The 19,764-nt window shown below is 69.7% G+C and carries 16 protein-coding genes and 4 tRNA genes; 11 read left to right on the top strand and 9 right to left on the bottom strand.

Going from position 1 to position 19,764, the window contains the following annotated elements; all coding sequences use genetic code 11:
• From hrpA to GWI24_RS20515, 3 genes are all read left to right on the top strand, one after another.
• Positions 1 to 3,831, top strand: a 3,831-nt coding sequence (gene hrpA, locus GWI24_RS20525) for an ATP-dependent RNA helicase HrpA (RefSeq protein ID WP_210947381.1), incomplete at its 5' end; no start/stop codon positions are given.
• Between the two features lie 137 nt (positions 3,832 to 3,968).
• Positions 3,969 to 4,043: transfer RNA gene (locus tag GWI24_RS20520), tRNA-Asp, on the top strand.
• 119 nt (positions 4,044 to 4,162) lie between these two features.
• Complete coding sequence (locus GWI24_RS20515; RefSeq protein WP_210947380.1) at positions 4,163 to 4,375, top strand: DUF6274 family protein; 213 nt, start codon at positions 4,163 to 4,165, stop codon at positions 4,373 to 4,375.
• 450 nt (positions 4,376 to 4,825) lie between these two features.
• Here the strand turns inward: GWI24_RS20515 and bldC are convergent, their stop codons facing one another.
• Positions 4,826 to 5,032, bottom strand: a complete 207-nt coding sequence (gene bldC, locus GWI24_RS20510; protein ID WP_020869672.1) for a developmental transcriptional regulator BldC — start codon at positions 5,030 to 5,032, stop codon at positions 4,826 to 4,828.
• 499 nt (positions 5,033 to 5,531) lie between these two features.
• The gene (locus GWI24_RS20505; protein WP_210947379.1) at positions 5,532 to 6,368 is read right to left on the bottom strand and encodes a hypothetical protein; all 837 of its coding nucleotides are present in this window, start codon (positions 6,366 to 6,368) and stop codon (positions 5,532 to 5,534) included.
• Positions 6,369 to 6,544: 176 nt separating this feature from the next.
• Between GWI24_RS20505 and GWI24_RS20500 the strand changes: the two genes are divergently transcribed.
• A complete protein-coding gene (locus tag GWI24_RS20500) occupies positions 6,545 to 7,699 on the top strand; it encodes a Glu/Leu/Phe/Val dehydrogenase dimerization domain-containing protein (protein WP_210947378.1) in 1,155 nt (384 codons plus the stop codon).
• A 427-nt stretch (positions 7,700 to 8,126) separates the two neighbouring features.
• Complete coding sequence (locus GWI24_RS20495) at positions 8,127 to 8,381, top strand: DUF3073 domain-containing protein (RefSeq protein WP_210947377.1); 255 nt, start codon at positions 8,127 to 8,129, stop codon at positions 8,379 to 8,381.
• Between the two features lie 104 nt (positions 8,382 to 8,485).
• Here the strand turns inward: GWI24_RS20495 and purM are convergent, their stop codons facing one another.
• The 3 genes from purM to GWI24_RS20480 form a co-directional block, all read right to left on the bottom strand.
• Positions 8,486 to 9,553 carry a phosphoribosylformylglycinamidine cyclo-ligase gene (gene purM / locus GWI24_RS20490; protein WP_210947376.1) on the bottom strand — a complete coding sequence of 356 codons (1,068 nt, stop codon included), beginning with the start codon at positions 9,551 to 9,553 and terminating at the stop codon, positions 8,486 to 8,488.
• A gap of 43 nt (positions 9,554 to 9,596) precedes the next feature.
• Positions 9,597 to 11,156, bottom strand: coding sequence for an amidophosphoribosyltransferase (gene purF / locus GWI24_RS20485; RefSeq protein WP_210947375.1), 1,560 nt, complete (start codon positions 11,154 to 11,156; stop codon positions 9,597 to 9,599).
• Positions 11,157 to 11,323: 167 nt separating this feature from the next.
• The gene (locus GWI24_RS20480) at positions 11,324 to 12,112 is read right to left on the bottom strand and encodes a maleylpyruvate isomerase family mycothiol-dependent enzyme (protein ID WP_210947374.1); all 789 of its coding nucleotides are present in this window, start codon (positions 12,110 to 12,112) and stop codon (positions 11,324 to 11,326) included.
• A gap of 93 nt (positions 12,113 to 12,205) precedes the next feature.
• On the opposite strand from GWI24_RS20480, the gene GWI24_RS20475 reads away from it, so the two are divergent.
• Positions 12,206 to 12,604, top strand: coding sequence for a nuclear transport factor 2 family protein (locus GWI24_RS20475; RefSeq protein ID WP_210947373.1), 399 nt, complete (start codon positions 12,206 to 12,208; stop codon positions 12,602 to 12,604).
• Between the two features lie 84 nt (positions 12,605 to 12,688).
• Here the strand turns inward: GWI24_RS20475 and purL are convergent, their stop codons facing one another.
• The 3 genes from purL to purS are packed head-to-tail and all read right to left on the bottom strand — an operon-like array spanning position 12,689 to position 15,902.
• Positions 12,689 to 14,938 carry a phosphoribosylformylglycinamidine synthase subunit PurL gene (purL, locus tag GWI24_RS20470; protein WP_210947372.1) on the bottom strand — a complete coding sequence of 750 codons (2,250 nt, stop codon included), beginning with the start codon at positions 14,936 to 14,938 and terminating at the stop codon, positions 12,689 to 12,691.
• The gene (gene purQ, locus GWI24_RS20465) at positions 14,935 to 15,615 is read right to left on the bottom strand and encodes a phosphoribosylformylglycinamidine synthase subunit PurQ (protein ID WP_191068536.1); all 681 of its coding nucleotides are present in this window, start codon (positions 15,613 to 15,615) and stop codon (positions 14,935 to 14,937) included. The genes purL and purQ overlap by 4 nt, the downstream gene beginning before the upstream one ends.
• Complete coding sequence (gene purS, locus GWI24_RS20460; protein ID WP_370467175.1) at positions 15,612 to 15,902, bottom strand: phosphoribosylformylglycinamidine synthase subunit PurS; 291 nt, start codon at positions 15,900 to 15,902, stop codon at positions 15,612 to 15,614. The genes purQ and purS overlap by 4 nt, the downstream gene beginning before the upstream one ends.
• A gap of 296 nt (positions 15,903 to 16,198) precedes the next feature.
• Between purS and GWI24_RS20455 the strand changes: the two genes are divergently transcribed.
• From GWI24_RS20455 to GWI24_RS20440, 4 genes are all read left to right on the top strand, one after another.
• Complete coding sequence (locus GWI24_RS20455) at positions 16,199 to 16,516, top strand: Lsr2 family protein (RefSeq protein WP_037953281.1); 318 nt, start codon at positions 16,199 to 16,201, stop codon at positions 16,514 to 16,516.
• Between the two features lie 104 nt (positions 16,517 to 16,620).
• Positions 16,621 to 16,692 (top strand) — tRNA-Gly (locus GWI24_RS20450).
• Between the two features lie 81 nt (positions 16,693 to 16,773).
• Positions 16,774 to 16,849, top strand: a tRNA-Gly gene (locus tag GWI24_RS20445).
• Positions 16,850 to 17,088: 239 nt separating this feature from the next.
• Positions 17,089 to 17,161: transfer RNA gene (locus GWI24_RS20440), tRNA-Gly, on the top strand.
• Positions 17,162 to 17,228: 67 nt separating this feature from the next.
• Here GWI24_RS20440 and GWI24_RS20435 read toward each other — a convergent pair.
• Positions 17,229 to 18,149 (bottom strand): phosphoribosylaminoimidazolesuccinocarboxamide synthase, encoded by a 921-nt coding sequence (locus GWI24_RS20435; protein ID WP_210947371.1) that lies wholly within the window; start codon positions 18,147 to 18,149, stop codon positions 17,229 to 17,231.
• A gap of 182 nt (positions 18,150 to 18,331) precedes the next feature.
• On the opposite strand from GWI24_RS20435, the gene GWI24_RS20430 reads away from it, so the two are divergent.
• Positions 18,332 to 19,764, top strand: a 1,433-nt coding sequence (locus GWI24_RS20430) for an NAD(P)/FAD-dependent oxidoreductase (RefSeq protein ID WP_210947370.1), incomplete at its 3' end; no start/stop codon positions are given.

The following is a 19,764-nucleotide window of genomic DNA, read 5'->3' as shown; positions in this document are numbered from 1 at the left end:
GGTGTGCGCCGGATCCGTAAACCCGAGGCCCGTGCGGCCGTGCTCGGCGAGATCGCCGAGGAGATGACGCGCGCCGAGCTGCGGGTCGCGGACCGCCGCGCCGCGGTGCCGGCCATCACCTATCCGGAAGAGCTGCCGGTCAGCCAGAAGAAGGACGCGATCCTCGAGGCCGTCCGGGATCACCAGGTGGTGATCGTCGCGGGTGAGACCGGCTCCGGGAAGACCACCCAGATTCCGAAGATCTGTCTGGAGCTGGGGCGCGGCGTCAAGGGCCTCATCGGCCATACGCAGCCACGCCGGATCGCGGCCCGCACCGTGGCCGAGCGCATCGCCGAGGAGATGCGGTCGCCGCTCGGCGAGTCCGTCGGCTGGAAGGTCCGCTTCACCGACCAGGTGGGCCAGGACACCCACGTCAAGCTGATGACCGACGGCATTCTGCTCGCCGAGATCCAGACCGACCGCGAGCTGCGCCAGTACGACACGATCATCATCGACGAGGCCCATGAGCGCAGCCTCAACATCGACTTCCTGCTCGGCTATCTGGCCCAGCTGCTGCCCCGCCGCCCCGACCTCAAGGTCGTGATCACCTCAGCCACCATCGACCCGGAGCGCTTCTCCCGCCATTTCGGCGACGCGCCGATCGTCGAGGTCAGCGGGCGTACATATCCGGTCGAGGTGCGCTACCGCCCGCTGCTCGAGGAGGGCGGCGAGGACAGCGACCGCGACCAGATCACCGCGATCTGCGACGCGGTCGACGAGCTCCAGGCCGAGGGCCCGGGCGACATCCTGGTCTTCCTCTCCGGTGAGCGGGAGATCCGCGACACCGCCGACGCGCTGAACAAGAAGAAGCTCCCGGTCACCGAGGTGCTCCCGCTGTACGCGCGGCTGTCGCACGCCGAGCAGCACCGGGTCTTCCAGAGACACACCGGCCGCCGGATCGTGCTGGCGACGAACGTGGCCGAGACCTCGCTGACCGTCCCCGGCATCCGCTATGTGATCGACCCGGGCACCGCCCGGATCTCCCGCTACAGCCATCGCACCAAGGTCCAGCGGCTGCCCATCGAGCCGATCTCCCAGGCCAGCGCCAATCAGCGCAAGGGCCGCTGCGGCCGGACCAGCGACGGCATCTGCATCCGGCTGTACTCCGAGGACGACTTCGTCACCCGCCCGGAGTTCACCGACGCCGAGATCCTGCGGACCAACCTGGCCTCCGTCATCCTCCAGATGACCGCCGCCGGCCTCGGCGACATCGAGAAGTTCCCCTTCATCGACCCGCCCGACCGCCGCAACATCAAGGACGGCGTCCAGCTCCTGGAGGAGCTGCACGCGCTGGACAGCAAGCAGAAGGACCCGCGCAAGCGGCTCACCCAGGTCGGCCGGAAGCTGGCCCAGCTGCCGGTGGACCCGCGGCTGGCCCGGATGGTGCTGGAGGCGGATCGCAACGGCTGTGTCCGCGAGGTCATGGTGATCGCGGCGGCGCTGTCCATCCAGGACCCGCGCGAGCGCCCCTCGGACAAACAGCAGCAGGCGGATCAGCAGCACGCCCGCTTCAAGGACGAGTCCAGCGACTTCCTGGCCTTCCTCAATCTGTGGAAGTACGTCCGGGAGCGGCAGAAGGAGCTGTCCTCCTCCGCCTTCCGCCGGATGTGCCGCAATGAGTACCTCAACTACCTGCGCATACGCGAATGGCAGGACATCTACAGCCAGCTGCGCACGGTCGCCAAGACCATGGACATCCACATGTCCGAGCAGGACGCGGCGCCCGACCACATCCACACCTCGCTGCTGGCGGGGCTGCTCTCCCATGTGGGCCTGAAGGACACCGACAAGAACGAGTACGTGGGCGCGCGCAGCGCCAAGTTCGCGGTCTTCCCCGGTTCGGCGCTGTTCAAGAAGCCTCCGCGCTGGGTGATGTCGGCGGAGCTGGTGGAGACGTCCCGGCTGTGGGCGCGGGTCAACGCGAGGATCGAGCCGGAGTGGATCGAGCCGCTCGCCCAGCACCTGGTCAAACGCACCTACAGCGAGCCGCACTGGGAGCAGAAGCAGGCCGCGGTGATGGCGTATGAGCGGGTGACGCTCTACGGGGTGCCGATCGTCGCCCAGCGGAAGGTCAACTACGGCCGGATCGACCCCGAGACCAGCCGTGACCTGTTCATCCGCAACGCCCTGGTGGAGGGCGACTGGCGCACCCACCACCAGTTCTTCCACGACAACCGCAAGCTGCTGGGCGAGGTCGAGGAGCTGGAGCACCGCGCCCGGCGCCGCGACATCCTCGTGGACGACGAGACGCTCTTCGACTTCTACGACCAGCGGATCCCCGAGCATGTGGTCTCCGGCGCGCACTTCGACTCCTGGTGGAAGCACAAGCGGCGCGAGGAGCCGGAGCTTCTCAACTTCGAGAAGTCGATGCTCATCAACGAGCAGGCGCAGGGCGTCACCAAGGACGCCTATCCGGACTCCTGGCGCCAGGGGAAGCTCAAGTTCAAGGTGACCTATCAGTTCGAGCCGGGGGCGGACGCGGACGGTGTGACCGTCCACATCCCGCTCCAGGTGCTCAACCAGGTCACCCCGGACGGCTTCGACTGGCAGATCCCGGGGCTGCGCGAGGATCTGGTCACCGAGCTGATCCGCTCGTTGCCCAAGCCGGTCCGCCGTCACTACGTCCCGGCGCCCAACTACGCCAAGCGCTTCCTGGAAAGCGCTGTCCCCCTCCAGGAGCCGCTGACGGCGGCGCTGGGGCGGGAGCTCCAGCGGATGGTGGGCGTACGGATCGAGCCGGAGGACTGGGACCTGACGAAGGTCCCCGACCATCTGAAGATCACCTTCCGGGTGGTGGACGAGCGGCGCCGCAAGCTGGCCGAGGACAAGGACCTGGAGGCGCTGCGGCAGCGGCTGCGGCCCAGGACGCGGGCCGCGATCTCCAAGGCGTTCGAGTCCTCCAAGGAGGCCGAGGGGATCGAGCAGCGCGGCGGGCTGACCCGGTGGACGGTCGGCACGCTGCCGCGCACCTTCGAGACGCGCCGCGGCGGCCAGCCGGTCAAGGCGTATCCGGCGCTCGTCGACGAGGGCTCCTCGGTGGCCGTACGGCTCTTCGACACCGAGGCCGAGCAGCGGGAGGCGATGTGGCGGGGGACGCGCCGGCTGATCCTGCTCCAGCTGCCGTCCAACCCCGCCAAGTTCGTCCAGGACAAGCTCTCCAACCAGGCCAAGCTGGCGCTCTCCAGCAGCCCGCACGGCAGTGTGCAGGCGCTGTTCGACGACTGTGTGGCCGCGGCGGCCGACCGGCTGATCGCGGCCCGTGGTGGCCCGGCCTGGGACGAGGAATCGTTCCGCAAGCTCTTCGACGCGGTACGCAGCGACATCATGGACGCGACCGTGGACACCGTGCGCAAGGTCCAGGAGGTGCTGGCGGCCTGGCAGTCGTGCGAGCGGCGGCTGAAGGCCACCAGCAGCCCGGTGCTGCTGCCGTCGCTCACGGACATCAGGGAGCAGCTCTCGGAGCTCATCACGCCGGGTTTCGTGACCGCCCACGGCGTACGGCGGCTTCCGGACCTCATGCGCTATCTGGTGGCCGTGGACCGGCGGCTGCAGCAGCTTCCGGGCAACGCCGACCGGGACCGCGCCCGGATGGCGAAGGTACGGGAGATGCGGGACGAGTACGCGTGGCTGCTGGAGCAGTTCCCGCCGGGGCGCCCGGTGCCCCAGGAGGCGCTGGAGATCCGCTGGATGATCGAGGAACTGCGGGTCAGCTACTTCGCGCACGCCCTCGGCACGGCCTATCCGGTGTCCGACAAGCGCATCGTCAAGGCCATCGACGCGGCGGCGCCGTAAGGGTGCCGCGGGGGCTCCGGCTGCCCGCCGGGGCCCCGCCGGGCGCGAGTTCGACCGCACCCCCTGACCTGCTGTAGAGTCTGCATCGCAGCGCACACAGCGCGGCGCACGGCGGCGGAGCCGCAAGCGTCACTGTTGGTCCTGTGGAGCAGTTTGGAGTGCTCGCCACCCTGTCAAGGTGGAGGCCGCGGGTTCAAATCCCGTCAGGACCGCTTACCCGGAAGGCCCGGATCCATCTCTGGATCCGGGCCTTCCGCGTCTTGACGGCACACCACACACAGAGGTACCCAAACTAGAAGGTGTGCGCGGGGGTGCGCGGGAGGTGCGGCGTATGACGACGTCCGCGAAGCATGAGACCAGGGCGCTGCTGCGCGCCCATCTGGCGGCCGCCGCGGGCAACCGCCACTTCACCCGGCACTGTCCGATCTGCCACCGCCTGCTGCGGCTGGCGATGGAGCACTCGGCGGCCGACGAGGCGGGTGACAGGGCCGAACGCGAGGTGCGCGAGGAGACGACGGCGGCCTCGCCACCGTCAACTCGGTAAGCCCTTACCGCAGTTGTCCTTTAGCGCAACCACTGGGCACAGGGCAAGGGCTGGGGAGCGTGACGGGAGTCACCGAATGAGTTTCCGGAGTGAGGGAACTTACACCCCGCTCACCACGGGTCAATTTAATATGTGCAATTGCACCCTCTGTCCACGACCCTCGCGAGCCCCACCCGAAAGCGCTCCGCGAGCCTCCTCGAGCCCCTTGCGGACCACCCCGCACAACCCGAACGATTGCGCTTCCAGAGGCACTTGAAGACCCCTGGAGGCGCCCTCCGGAAGACCCCCAGGGCATAAAAAGATCGCGCCGGACCCGGCGGAGTCCAGCGCGATCAACGACGCACCCATGTCGAGCGGTGGAGGGCCTGTTGGGGCAGGCACCCGTCGTGGTGGAGCTATACAGGCGAAAGCCGGGCTGGGGGGCCCGGAAATGCCCGGTTATGCGGTTGTTCAGCCCTCGCTGCGCTGCTGCGGGATGCCCGCAAGAAGAGCACGGACCTCCGCTTCGCGGTAGCGCCGATGCCCTCCGAGCGTACGGATTGACGTGAGCTTGCCTGCCTTCGCCCAGCGAGTGACCGTCTTCGGGTCCACGCGGAACATCGTGGCAACCTCAGCCGGGGTCAGCAGCGGCTCGGCATCAGGGGTGCGAGCGGTCATGAGCGGCCTCCTCGGGAGAACCGAACCATCACGGTTCTTTCCTCTAAATTCTGCACCTTGACCCACGTTGCCCGAAATGGCGGACGCGGGCCGAGTCGGTTATAGGACGAACGGCTTGTCCTCGGCACTACAACTACACCATCTGTCCAGCCCCGTCGGCCAAACCGATGGAATTGCCCTCTCAGGTGACCAACCTCGACGGAAGCCGATGGACCATGCCATAACGGACCGTCACACGGCCGTGACGATCAGTCACAACAGGATCAGGGGTCACCAGATCCGCCAAGGAGTGCAATACCGATGAATCCGCCCATAGTCGGGCGGAAGGAGCCCCTCCCGGACTCCTTGTCCTATTTTGACACGAGGATGGGTGATTACCGCAAGGCCCGAAGTCAGTGCTTTAGGTCACGATTGAGGCAATGGCCCGGATAGGGACCTACGTCCCCTCTGTTCCGGCGGACCGCTCAACCGGTCACCCGGGGCCCGTTGGGCCGGGCGGTCAGCTCGCGTTCTGCCGCCCGCGGACCACGCTCCAGCGGTCGGTCAGCCGCTCGTACGCGACGCCCGCACGCTCCCCGTCCCCGTCGCGCAGCGCCGCCAGGCCCTCCGCCACATCCGCGGCCGAGTGGTCGTCCTCCAGCTGCGCGGCCGGCAGCGTGTGCACCAGACCGCCGTAGTCCAGCTCGACCAACGACCGGGGGTGGAACTCCTCGAGCCACCGGCCGACGTCCACCAGCCCGTCGATCAGCGGCCCTTCGCCGAGGGCCTCCTTGAGCACCTTAAGGCCACGCGCCACCCGGCGCCTGGCCTGGACCATTGGAGTGCGGTAGCGGAGGATGAGACCGTCGTCACCCTTGGTGAACTCGCGCTCCTCGTCCCCGAAGAGCACGAACCAGCGCACCGGCACATGCCAGGTGGCCGAGCGGATCCACGGCCGGGCGTCCGGGTTGCGCTCCAGCCACCGCTCGAAGTCGGCCACCGCCTGCCGGCGCACCACCGGGGGCAGGGCCGCGTCCAGAAGGGGCCCGGGAAGGCGCTCCGGCAGCTCCTCCAGGGCCAGCCAGCCCCTCAGCCGGGTACGCCACGGGCAGACGCAGGTGACGCCGTCCACGAGCGCCACGAAGGCGTCCGCGCTCTCGTGCACCGGAACCGCCACCGGGGGGACCGGCAGCAGGTCCGCGAGCGAGCGGCGCAGCTCGTCCTGCGCGCCCGGCAGGTCATCGCGCTTGGCATACCGCGCCCAGTGCGATCTCTCCGGCTCCGGAAACGCTGCCAGTGGCTCATAGACCCGGAGATACGCCGCGTACGGGACAATCACCGAAGACGCCAAGGTCACACGCGCTCCCTCAAGGCTGAGACCACCGCCAGGGGCTCCCTTACCCCCACCTGACGGCATCGTCCCATGCCCGGCATGCGGACTCGTCGGGGACATGGCCGATCCCCCGGACCCCCAGGGCTTACCCTCTTGCCCACGGCCCTCCCCACCAGCCAGGAGGGCGTCTACCCCGACCTATGGGAGTCACCACCGTGACCGACGTACGTCACACCGTCAGTGCCGACGGTCCGACGGAGAGTCGCGTGCCGAACCCTCTCTCACCGCTTGCGACGCTGTTCCGCTCCGATCTCGGCGGGCATGAGCAGGTGCTGCTCTGCCAGGACCGGGAGAGCGGCCTCAAGGCCGTCATCGCCGTCCACTCCACCGCCCTGGGCCCGGCCCTCGGCGGCACCCGCTTCCACGCCTACGCCTCCGAGGAGAACCCCGAAGAAGCGGCGCTCCTCGACGCCCTCAACCTCGCCCGCGGCATGTCCTACAAGAACGCGCTCGCCGGGCTCGACCACGGTGGCGGCAAGGCCGTGATCCTCGGCGATCCCGAGGAGATCAAGACCGAGAAGCTGCTGCTCGCCTACGGCCGCTTCGTGGCCTCTCTGGGCGGTCGCTACGTCACCGCCTGTGACGTGGGCACCTATGTGGCCGACATGGACGTCGTCGCCCGGGAGTGCCCCTGGACCACCGGCCGCTCCCCCGAAAACGGCGGCGCCGGTGACTCCTCGGTGCTGACCGCCTTCGGCGTCTTCCAGGGGATGCGGGCGAGCGCCCAGGCGTCCTGGGGCGCGCCCACGCTGCGCGGCCGCCGGGTCGGCATCGCGGGGGTCGGCAAGGTCGGCCACCACCTGGTGGAGCACCTGCTGGAGGACGGCGCCGAGGTCGTGGTCACGGATGTGCGCACCGAGTCGGTGGACCGCGTGCTGGCCCGCCACCCCCGCGTCCAGGCGGTCCGGGACACCGAGGCGCTGATCCGCGCCGACCTGGACGTCTACGCCCCGTGCGCGCTCGGTGGCGCCCTGGACGACGCCACGGTGCCCGTCCTGACCGCGAAGGTGGTGTGCGGCGCGGCCAACAACCAGCTGGCCCACCCGGGCGTCGAGAAGGACCTGGACGGCCGCGGCATCCTCTACGCGCCGGACTACGTGGTGAACGCCGGTGGTGTCATCCAGGTGGCCGACGAGCTGCACGGTTTCGACTTCGACCGGGCCAAGGCCAAGGCGGCGAAGATCTTCGACACGACGTTGGCCATATTCGATCGGGCACAGACCGACGGCATCCCGCCCGCCGCGGCCGCCGACCGGCTGGCCGAGCACCGGATGGCTGAGGGCCATGACGCCTGAGCCGTGGCCCGGCAGATGCCACCGGCATGGGCCACGGGGCGCCCGAGGGCCGCTGGAAGCGTCTGAGAGCGTCTGAGGAGCGGTGTGAGGCCGTGCGCGGACGGGCCGTGCGGGATCCCTTGCCGGAGGCCGCCGTACGGGGGATATGAGAGCCCCCTGGGAGCCATCGGGGAGAGATCCCTCACGGCCCGTCGGCGGGTCGGCGCACAAGACACGTTAAAATCGCAGCTGACCAGCGAGGAACGGGCTCCTCGCGGGTTCTGCCTCGTGGCACGTCGTGTGGGCGACGTACCGTATGGCCACAGAAGCAGGTACCGTTGAAGCCCTACGGACCGGTCTCTCTTCTGAGAGTCCGCTCTGATTTATGAACGTGAACGCGTGTCAAGACTCTGGGGCCGTCGAGCCCCGTCGTTGAGGGGGTCGAGCCATGGGGCGCGGCCGGGCCAAGGCCAAGCAGACGAAGGTCGCCCGCCAGCTGAAGTACAACAGCGGTGGGACGGATCTCTCACGCCTGGCCGAGGAGCTGGGCGCATCGCAACCGAGCCAGCCGCCGAATGGCGAGCGGTTCGAGGACGATGAGCTGGACGACGACCCGTACGCACAGTACGCGGATCTGTACAACGACGATGAGGACGAGGACGACGAACAGTCCGATCCGTCCCCGCAGCGTCGCCGCGCCTGAACCACCCGTTCCAGGCGCTCGGCTTTTCGCCGCACACCTCCACCGGTCCGGGGCACCCGCCTCGGACCGGCTTCCGTGCTGTCCGCGCACACGGCGCGGCCGTCTCAGTCCGCATGGTCACCGGTCAGCGTCACCGCTTCCGCGTCCCCGGCCGTGCGCTCGGTGATCTCACCGCTGACCCAGGCCTCGACACCGCGGTCGGCGAGCGTGGTGAGCGCCACATCGACGGAGTCCGCCGGGACCACCGCCATCATGCCGACGCCCATGTTGAGGGTCTTCTCCAGCTCCAGCCGCTCGACCGAGCCGGCCTCGCCGACCAGCTGGAAGATCGCACCGGGGGTCCAGGTCGAGCGGTCCACGACCGCGCGCAGCCCCTCGGGGATGACCCGGGCGAGGTTGTTGGCGAGCCCGCCGCCGGTGATGTGCGAGAAGGCGTGCACCTCGGTGGTGCGGGTGAGGGCCAGGCAGTCCAGCGAGTAGATCCGGGTGGGCTCCAGCAGCTCCTCCCCCAGCGTCCGGCCGAGCTCCGGCACATCGCGGTCCAGCGCCCAGCCGGCCCGGTCGAAGAGCACATGGCGGACGAGTGAGTACCCGTTCGAGTGAAGTCCGGACGATGACATGGCGATCACCGCATCACCCGTTCGGATACGATCCGCGCCCAGCACCCGATCGGCCTCGACCACGCCCGTACCGGCCCCGGCGACATCGAAGTCATCGGCGCCCAGCAGCCCCGGGTGCTCGGCGGTCTCGCCGCCCACCAGGGCGCAGCCGGCCAGGGTGCAGCCCTCGGCGATGCCCTTGACGATGGCGGCGACGCGCTCCGGGTAGACCTTGCCGACGCAGATGTAGTCGGTCATGAACAGCGGCTCGGCGCCGCAGACCACCAGGTCGTCCACGACCATGCCGACCAGGTCGCGGCCGATGGTGTCGTACACACCCATCCGCCGGGCGATGTCCACCTTGGTGCCGACCCCGTCGGTGGCGGAGGCGAGCAGCGGACGCTGGTAGCGGGCCAGGGCGGAGGCGTCGAAGAGCCCGGCGAAACCGCCGAGGCCGCCCACGACCTCGGGCCGGCTCGCCTTCTTGACCCACTCCTTCATCAGCTCGACGGCGCGGTCGCCCGCCTCGATGTCGACGCCCGCGGCGGCGTAGGTGGACCCGGACTCGGACATGACGTTGAGATCTTTCGTATCGGGGATGACGGGCGGGCGGCGCTCAGGGACGGCGCAGGGCGTCGCCGCCGCCGACACCGGCGGTCAGCGTCGTCACACCGTCGGCGTCACCGCTGCTCTGCCCTTGCGTCTCGGACTCCAGGAGGTGCTTGCCCAGCAGCTCCGGATCCGGCAGGTCCATCGGGTACTCACCGTCGAAGCAGGCCCGGCACAGATTCGGCTTGGCGATCGTGGTCGCCTCGATCATGCCGTCGGTGGAGATGTACGCCAGCGAGTCGGCGCCCAGCGACTTGCCGATCTCCTCGACCGAGAGACCGTTGGCGATCAGCTCGGCGCGGGTGGCGAAATCTATGCCGAAGAAGCACGGCCACTTGATCGGCGGGGACGAGATCCGGATGTGGACCTCGACGGCCCCGGCCTCACGGAGCATCCGCACCAGGGCGCGCTGGGTGTTGCCGCGGACGATCGAGTCGTCGACGACCACCAGGCGCTTGCCCCGGATGACCTCCTTGAGGGGGTTCAGCTTGAGCCGGATGCCGAGCTGCCGGATGGTCTGCGAGGGCTGGATGAAGGTCCGGCCCACATAGCTGTTCTTGACCAGCCCGGAGCCGTACGGAATCCCGCTGGCCTCGGCGTAGCCGACGGCGGCCGGGGTGCCGGACTCGGGCGTCGCTATGACCAGGTCGGCCTCGGCCGGGGCCTCCTTGGCCAGCCGGCGGCCCATTTCGACCCGGGAGAGGTACACGTTCCGCCCCGCGATGTCGGTGTCGGGGCGGGCCAGGTACACGTACTCGAAGACGCAGCCCTTGGGCCGGGCCTCGGCGAAGGTGGTGGAGCGCAGCCCGTTCTCGTCGATCGCGACCATCTCGCCGGGCTCGATCTCACGGATGAAGGACGCGCCCACGATGTCCAGGGCGGCGGTCTCGGAGGCCACCACCCAGCCGCGCTCGAGGCGGCCGAGGACCAGCGGGCGGATGCCCTGGGGGTCGCGCGCCGCGTACAGCGTGTGCTCGTCCATGTAGACGAGGCTGAAAGCGCCCTTGACCTTGGGCAGGACGATGGGGGCCGCCTGCTCGATGGTGAGCGGCTTGCCGTCCTCGTCCACCTGGCCCGCGAGCAGGGCGGTGACCAGGTCGGTGTCATTGGTGGCCGCCACCTGGGTGGCCCGGCCGCCGTCGCGGGGCAGGGCCGCGACCAGCTCCGCCAGCTCGGCGGTGTTGACCAGGTTCCCGTTGTGGCCCAGCGCGATCGAGCCGTGGGCGGTGGCCCGGAACGTCGGCTGCGCGTTCTCCCACACCGAGGCTCCGGTGGTGGAGTAGCGGGCGTGACCGACCGCGATATGGCCCGTGAGCGAGCCGAGGGAGGTCTCGTCGAAGACCTGTGAGACCAGGCCCATGTCCTTGAAGACGAGAATCTGGGAGCCGTTGCTCACCGCGATGCCCGCGGACTCCTGTCCGCGGTGCTGCAGTGCGTACAGCCCGAAATAGGTGAGTTTGGCGACCTCTTCTCCCGGTGCCCAGACTCCGAAGACGCCGCAAGCGTCCTGGGGGCCCTTCTCACCGGGGAGCAGGTCGTGGCTGAGTCGTCCGTCACCACGTGGCACGTCATCGAGTCTAGGCCAGTTCAGCGGTGCCTCCGAACGAGGGACCCGTCAGGAGGGCGTAAGTCACATTCTCCGCAGCCGCTCGGGACCCCAGGGACCCGCGCCCGACCTGGGCACGGCCGGGGTCGGAGACGCCTGTCCGAGGCGAGGATCACATCTCGGGCCGGTCAGCCGAGCACCGGAAGGTGGGAGGAGAGGTCGGCACGGTCGCCGCTCGCGGTCAGCGGCGCGGACTCCAGGGCCTCGGCCCAGGTCAGACGACCCGTGGCGAGGCGGATCCAGGTCGGCGGATCGGTCTCGACGACATTCGGCGGGGTGCCGCGGGTGTGCCGGGGGCCCTCGACGCACTGGATCACGGCGAACGGCGGGATGCGGACCTCGACCGAGCCGCCGGGCGCCTTCGCCGCGAGGGCGTCGGCGAGCACGCGGGTGGCGGTGGCCAGCGCCTGGCGGTCGTGGGAGACGGGGACGCCGGTGGCATCCGCCAGATCGTCGGCGTGGACCACGAGCTCCACACAGCGGGTGACCAGGTAGTCGTCCAGCCGCATCGCCCCGACGCGGGCGGCCAGCAGCCGGTCGGCGGGCGCGACGGCGGCCGTCTCGGCGAACCGGGTCTCGGCGCGCTCCAGCAGCTCGCCCGGTTTCGCGTCCGCCGCGAGAGCGCGGGTGTCGTCGTCGATCGGCCCCGAATGCCCGGCCACCGCCGAGGCCCAGCCGGTGACGGTGACCTCGCGCGCGGGCGGCGCGGGCCGCTCCAGGAGCCGTACGACGGACGTCACGGCCATCGCCAGATGCGCGATCAGCTCCCGGACCGTCCAGTCGCCGAGCCGGGTGGGGGCGTTCAGGGCGGTCTCGTCCAGCCCCTCGGCCACCTTCCGCACCTGCCGGAGCTGCGCGATCACGGCGGTCCTGGTCTTGACGGGGTCATAGCTGCGGGCACGGGCACGAGGCGGCATGGCGCCGAGCCTATCGACAGCCCCGTGGGGCGGGCAGAGGATGGAGAGAAAGGGATACAGAGGTATCGATCGGGACGAAAGGTGTGAATGACCATGGGCGAGCACCCCGATGCCGCCGTGGTGCGCCGCGCATGCACCGCGTACCAGCAAGGCGACCTGGACACCCTCTCCACGCTGCTGACGGCGGACGTTATGCAGCATGTGCCCGGTGACAACATGATCTCCGGGCACCACAAGGGCCGGGACGCGTGTATGCGGCTGTACCGCACCGAGTTCGAGGAGACCGGTGGCACGCTGCGGGTCGACCTGGAGGCGGTGCTGCCCGACGGGCGCGGCCATGTGATCTCCGGACACCACGTCCGCGCCGAGCGCGGCAACCGCACGCTGGACATGAAGACCGGGCTGTTCTTCACCATCGTCGGCGGGAAGATCAGCGACATCGACCAGTGCGTCGAGGACATCGACGCCGTCAACGCCTTCTGGGGGAAGTGAGCCCCGCAAGGCCCGAACGGACCGTACGGCCCGCTCCCTGACGCCAGGGGGCGGGCCGTACGGCATGCGTTCTCAGGCCAGCCCTCAGGCCAGCAGACCCGGGATCGTCGCCTCGTACGACTCCCTCAGCTCGGCCAGCGGGATGGAGAACTGCCCCTGGACGTCGATCGAGTCGCCGTCGACCACGCCGATACGGGCCGCCGGAAGCCCCCGCGCCCCGCACATGTCGTTGAAGCGGACCTCCTCGCTGCGCGGTACGGCGACGATCGCCCGGCCCGCGGACTCGGAGAACAGCAGGACGAAGGGGTCCAGACCGTCGGGGACGACGATCCGGGCGCCCTTGCCGCCGCGCAGACACGACTCGGCGAGCGCCTGGACCAGACCGCCGTCGGACAGGTCGTGGGCCGCGTCCACCATGCCGTCGCGCGAGGCCGAGATCAGGATCTCGGCGAGCAGCCGCTCCCGCTCCAGGTCAACCTTGGGCGGCAGTCCGCCCAGGTGGTCGTGGATCACCTGGGACCAGGCCGAGCCGCCCAGCTCCTCCGTGGTGTCGCCCAGCAGATAGAGCAGCTGGCCCTCTTCCGCGAAGGCGATCGGGGTGCGACGGGCCACATCGTCGATCACGCCGAGGACGGCGACGACCGGCGTCGGGTGGATGGCCACCTCCCCGGTCTGGTTGTACAGCGACACATTGCCGCCGGTGACCGGGGTGCCCAGGGTCAGACAGCCGTCGGCGAGACCGCGGGTGGCCTCCGCGAACTGCCACATGACCGCGGAGTCCTCCGGCGAGCCGAAGTTGAGGCAGTTGGAGATGGCCAGCGGCTTGGCGCCGGACGCGGCCACATTGCGGTACGACTCGGCGAGCGCGAGCTGCGCCCCCGCGTACGGGTCCAGCTTGGCGTAGCGGCCGTTGCCGTCCGTGGCGACGGCCACACCCAGGCCCGTCTCCTCGTCCACGCGGACCATGCCGGAGTCCTCGGGCTGGGCGAGCACCGTGTTGCCCTGCACGAAGCGGTCGTACTGATCCGTGATCCAGGACTTGGACGACTGGTTCGGCGAGGCGATCACCTTGAGGACCTGCTCGCGCAGCTCCTCGGCCGTGGCCGGGCGCGGCAGCTTGCCCGCGTCGTCGGCCTGGAGCGCGTCCTGCCACTCGGGGCGGGCGTAGGGGCGCTCGTAGACCGGGCCCTCGTGGGCGACGGTGCGCGGCGGGACGTCCACGATCTGCTCGCCGTGCCAGTAGATCTCCAGCCGCTCGCCGTCGGTGACCTCACCGATGACGGTGGCGATGACGTCCCACTTCTCGCAGATCTCCAGGAAGCGGTCGACCTTCTCGGGCTTCACGATCGCGCACATGCGCTCCTGCGACTCGCTCATCAGGATCTCCTCGGGGGAGAGCGAGGAGTCGCGCAGCGGCACGGTGTCGAGCTCGACCCGCATTCCGCCGGAGCCGGCGCTGGCCAGCTCGCTGGTGGCGCAGGACAGGCCCGCGCCGCCGAGGTCCTGGATGCCCTCGACCAGGTCCTCCTTGAAGACCTCCAGGGTGCACTCGATGAGCAGCTTCTCCTGGAAGGGGTCACCGACCTGGACGGCGGGGCGCTTGGCGGGCTTACTGTCATCGAAGGTTTCCGAGGCCAGCACGGAGACACCGCCGATGCCGTCGCCGCCGGTGCGGGCGCCGTAGAGAATCACCTTGTTGCCGGTGCCGGACGCCTTGGCGAGGTGGATGTCCTCATGCTTCATCACGCCCACGCACAACGCGTTGACCAGCGGGTTTCCCTGGTAGCAGGGGTCGAAGACGACCTCACCGCCGATGTTGGGCAGGCCCAGGCAGTTGCCGTAGCCGCCGATGCCCGCGACCACACCGGGCAGTACCCGCTTGGTGTCGGGGTGGTCGGCGGCGCCGAAGCGCAGCGGGTCCATCACGGCCACCGGGCGGGCGCCCATGGCGAGGATGTCGCGGACGATGCCGCCCACGCCGGTGGCCGCGCCCTGGTAGGGCTCGATGTACGAGGGGTGGTTGTGCGACTCGACCTTGAAGGTGACCGCATAGCCCTGGCCGACGTCGACCACACCCGCGTTCTCGCCGATGCCGACGAGCAGGGCGTCGCTCTCGGGGGCCTTCTCACCGAACTGCCGCAAGTGGACCTTGCTCGACTTGTACGAGCAGTGCTCGGACCACATGACGGAGTACATCGCGAGCTCGGCGCCGGTGGGGCGGCGGCCCAGGATGGCGCGGACGCGCTCGTACTCGTCCTGCTTGAGGCCGAGCTCGGCCCAGGGCTGCTCGGCCTCCGGGGTCTGCGCCGCGTGCTTGGTGGTGTCCAGGGTCATGCGCTGACCAGCCTCTTGAGGATCGAGGTGAAGAATCCGAGACCGTCGGTGCGACCGGTGCCGATCAGCGGTTCGACGGCGTGCTCGGGGTGGGGCATGAGGCCGACGACATTGCCCGCCGCATTGCAGATACCGGCGATGTCGCGGAGCGAGCCGTTGGGGTTGAGCTCCTGATAGCGGAAGACGACGCGTCCCTCGGCCTCGAGTTCATCGAGGACGCGCTCATCGGCGACATAGCGGCCGTCGATGTTCTTCAGCGGGATGTTGATCTCCTGGCCCTGCTCATAGGAGCGGGTCCAGGCGGTCTCCGCGTTTTCCACTCGCAACTTCTGATCACGGCAGATGAAGTGCAGATGGTTGTTCCGCAGCATCGCACCGGGCAGGAGATGGGTCTCGGTGAGTACCTGGAAGCCATTGCAGATGCCAAGCACCGGCATACCGGCCTTCGCCTGGTCGATCACCGAGTCCATTACCGGGGAGAAGCGGGAGATCGCCCCGGCCCGCAGATAGTCGCCATAGGAGAAGCCGCCCGGCAGGATCACCGCGTCGACCTGCTTGAGGTCCTTGTCGCGGTGCCACAGCGGTACGGCTTCCAGCCCGGCGGTGCGGACCGCGCGCTGGGTGTCGCGGTCGTCGAGCGTGCCGGGGAAGGTGATGACTCCGACGCGTGCGGTCACGACTCCGCCTTCACGGCAGTGGCGTCGGCACCTTCGCCGACCTCGACCTTCACGGAGAAGTCCTCGATCACGGTGTTCGCCAGAAAGGTCTCAGCGATCTGGTGGATACGGGCGAGGGCGGCGTCATCGACCGGGCCCTCCACCTCGAGTTCAAAGCGCTTGCCCTGGCGGACGTCGGCGATCCCCTCGAAACCGAGGCGGGGCAGTGCTCGCTGCACCGCCTGGCCCTGGGGGTCGAGGATCTCCGGCTTGAGCATGACGTCGACTACGACGCGTGCCACTGGCACTCCCGGTGGTGTGGTGCTGGTGCGTAAGGCGGTGCCCAAGCCTACCCCGACCAAAAATCTACGCGAGTAGATATGCAAGGGTTCGGTCACGTTTAAGCATCGTCGGTGGCAACTGACGGGGAAAGGTCGGGGAAAAACGCATGGTCCCGATCGCGGCGTGACACGCGGATGGAATTACTGGGGTTCACAATGCAATGCCAGTCACTGTACAAATGAAAAAGCATTGTTGGACACAACTGGACAGCTGACATCTTTGCACGTCAACGCAACGATGCAGCCCGAAAGGACCGATATCCGTGGCGCAGCGCGTAGTAGTCACGCTCTCCGACGACCTCGAAGGAGGCGAAGCGGAAGAGACGGTCACGTTCGGACTCGACGGCAAGTTGTACGAGATCGACCTCAACTCTGCCAATGCGTCGAAACTGCGCGACGCTCTCGCACCGTACGTGGAGGCCGGCCGCAAGCGGGCCCGCTCGGGCAAGACGTACCGCCGCACCGCCGTCGCCCCGGACCCGGCCGCGGTGCGCGCCTGGGCCCGGTCGAACGGCATGGAGGTGCCTCCGCGCGGCCGGATCCCCAAGAAGGTCTACGAAGCCTTCGACGAGTCGGCCTGAGGCACCCGTTCAGCCGAGTTGCACACCACCCCGGGTGATCCGCTAAAGTCTGGAGCACGCCGAGGGGCGAGGCCGAAAGGCCGAAACCCCGAGGAAGACACCATGCGGGTGTAGCTCAGTAGTAGAGCGCCCCCTTTCCAAGGGGGAGGCGCAGTGTGCGATCCCTGTCACCCGCTCTCATCGTCTATCGACCTCGTGTGGACGGGGATCAGGTAGAGTGATGCACGCGCCGATCGGTGAAAGCCGGTCGGAGGCATGCGGACGTGGCTCAGTTGGTAGAGCATCACCTTGCCAAGGTGAGGGTCGCGAGTTCGAATCTCGTCGTCCGCTCCAGATCTGAGGCGCCGGTCGAATCGACCGGCGCCTCAGGCGTTTTCGGGCGCGTGCCGCTGCGACAGGCCCATACCGCTGGAGCCGACGGCTGACGGCGCCTCCGCCCGCGGAGAGGCTCCGAGCGGCTTCACCGCCGCCCGGGGCGGCCCCCGGAGCGGCCTCGGCACCCGGGGTGGTAGTTCACCGGTCGAGGGTTTGGTTATAGTAGAGGCGCGTCGAACCGGAAAAGTCCGGCGCAGGCGGACGTAGCTCAGTTGGTAGAGCGCAACCTTGCCAAGGTTGAGGTCGCGAGTTCGAGCCTCGTCGTCCGCTCAGGGAACGCAAGGGCCCCGGCCGATTGGCCGGGGCCCTTCGTCGTTCCTCCGCCCCCATCGTCGGCCTACTTCCAGCTGGTGCCGGTCAGCAGCTCGTAAGCCTCCGCGTACTTCGCGTGCGTCCGCTCGACGACCTCCTCCGGGAGCGGGGGCGGCGGCTGCTCGCCGGCGCGGTCCCAGCCGGAGGCCGGGGAGGTCAGCCAGTCGCGGACGTACTGCTTGTCGAAGGACGGCTGCGGGTGGCCGGGCTCCCACTGGTCGGCGGGCCAGAAGCGGGAGGAGTCCGGGGTCAGCACCTCGTCGGCGAGCACCGGCTCGGCGCTCTCCACGCCCAGGGTCGCCTCCGCGTAGCCGAACTCGAACTTGGTGTCGGCGAGGATGATCCCCCGCGCCCGGGAGATCTCCCGGGCCCGGTTGTAGACGGCGAGGGTGACCTGGCGCAGCTGGGCGGCGGGCTCGGCGCCGATGCGGTGGGCCACCTCCTCGTACGCCACGTTCTCGTCGTGCTCGCCGACCTCGGCCTTGGTGGCCGGGGTGAAGATCGGGGAGGGCAGCTCGGAGCCGTCGGTCAGCCCCTCGGGGAGGGCGATTCCGCACACCGTACGGGTCTCGCGGTACTCGGCCAGGCCGGAGCCGGTCAGATAGCCGCGTGCCACGCATTCGACCGGGACCATCCGCAGCGACCGGCACACCAGGGTCCGGCCCTCCCAGTCGGCGGGGGCGCCGGCGGGCAGTTCGGTGGACAGGACGTGGTTGGGGACGAGGTCGGCGAGCAGATCGAACCACCAGAGGGAGAGCTGGGTGAGGATCTTGCCCTTCTCGGGGATCTCGGTCGGCAGGACCCAGTCGTAGGCGGAGATCCGGTCGCTGGCGACCATGACGAGCTCACCGCGCTCGTTCCGGTAGAGGTCGCGCACCTTGCCGGTGTGCAGGTGCTGAAGGCCCGGAACCTCGACCGGCTCGGGCTTCTCAACGAATCCGGACACGCTTCCTCCTGGTGTTTTTGTCCAAGCCCTCTCGATTCTGCCGCACTGAACGGCGGCGACCTGCGGCGGGGCGCGGAGCCGCAGGGGTGCGGCGCTCCGGGTTCCGCTTCCGGCCGGTTCGGACACGTCGTACGAGGAACTCGTGCGGCAGGACACAGATGAGGAAGGCGGGGAGGTGCGGGATGGCCGACGCGGCGATCGTGGGCAGCGGGCCCAATGGGCTCGCTGCCGCCGTCACCCTGGCCCGCGCCGGGCTGCGGGTCGCGGTGTACGAGGCCGCCGCCGACATCGGCGGCGGGCTGCGCACCCAGCCGCTCTTCGACCCGGAGATCGCCCATGACATCTGCTCGGCGGTCCACCCCATGGCGCCCGCCTCCCGCTTCTTCCGCGAGTTCGGCCTGGCCGCGCGCGGGGTGGAACTCCTGACCCCCGAGGTCTCCTACGCCCATCCGCTGGACGGCGGCCGCGCCGCGCTCGCCCACCACGATCTGGGGACCACCTGCGCCGGGCTCGGCCCGGACGGAGAGCGCTGGCGGCGGCTGATGGCGCCGCTGGTGCGGCACAGCGAGGGCGTGGTCGACTTCATCCTCTCCGGGCAGCGCGCCCTCCCCCGCGATCCGGTGGCACCGCTGCTGCTGGCCCCCCGGATCCTCGTCCACGGCACCCGCCTCGGTGCCGCCCGCTTCACCGGTGAGGCGGCGCCCGCCCTGCTCACCGGGGTCGCCGCCCATGCCGTGGGCGAACTGCCCAGCCTGGCCGGCGGTGCGGTGGCGGCCCTGCTCGGGCATCTGGCCCACGGCCCCGGCTGGCCGCTGCCGCGCGGCGGCAGCGCCCGGATCGCCGAGGCCATGGTGGACGACATCACCGCGCACGGCGGCACCTTCCACACCGGGCGCGCGATCGGCGACCTCCGTGAGCTGAACGGGTATCGCGCGGTGCTGCTCGACACCGGTGTTCCGGGGCTGCTGGACATCGCCGGGCGCGCGCTGCCCGACCGCTACGCCCGGGCGCTGCGGCGGTTCCGCTACGGCCCGGCCGCCGCCAAGGCCGACTTCCTGGTCAGCGAGCCGATCCCGTGGGCCGACCCCGCCGTGGGCCGAGCCGGGACCGTGCACCTGGGTGGCACCCATGCCGAGCTGGTCCGGGAGGAGACCCGGACCGCGCGCGGGGTCCGCAGCCGGGCGCCCTTCGTCCTGCTCGTCGACCCGGCCGTCACCGACCCCGGGCGCGCCCGGCCCGGCAGGCGCCCGGTGTGGGCCTACGCGCATATGCCGAACGGCGACGACACCGACCCGGTGGAGCTCATCCGCTCCCGGATCGAGACGTACGCCCCCGGCTTCGGCGACACGGTGCTCGCGGCGCGCGGCATGTCGGGGCGGGCTCTGGAGCGTTACGACCCCAACGACGTGGGCGGGGACATCGGCTCGGGCGCGATGACGATCCGGCAGAGCCTCGCCCGTCCGGTTCCCCGCTTCGATCCGTACCGCACCCCGCTGCCCGGCCTCTTCCTCTGCTCATCGGCGACCCCGCCGGGGCCGGGGGTGCATGGGATGTGCGGCTACCTGGCGGCCCTGTCGGCGCTACGGCATCGGTTCGGCATCCGGAGGCCGCCGCC

The organism is Streptomyces sp. MK37H (genome assembly GCF_018035285.1).
Lineage (GTDB): Bacteria > Actinomycetota > Actinomycetes > Streptomycetales > Streptomycetaceae > Streptomyces > Streptomyces endocoffeicus.
This window is presented reverse-complemented; position numbering and strand designations above follow the sequence as displayed.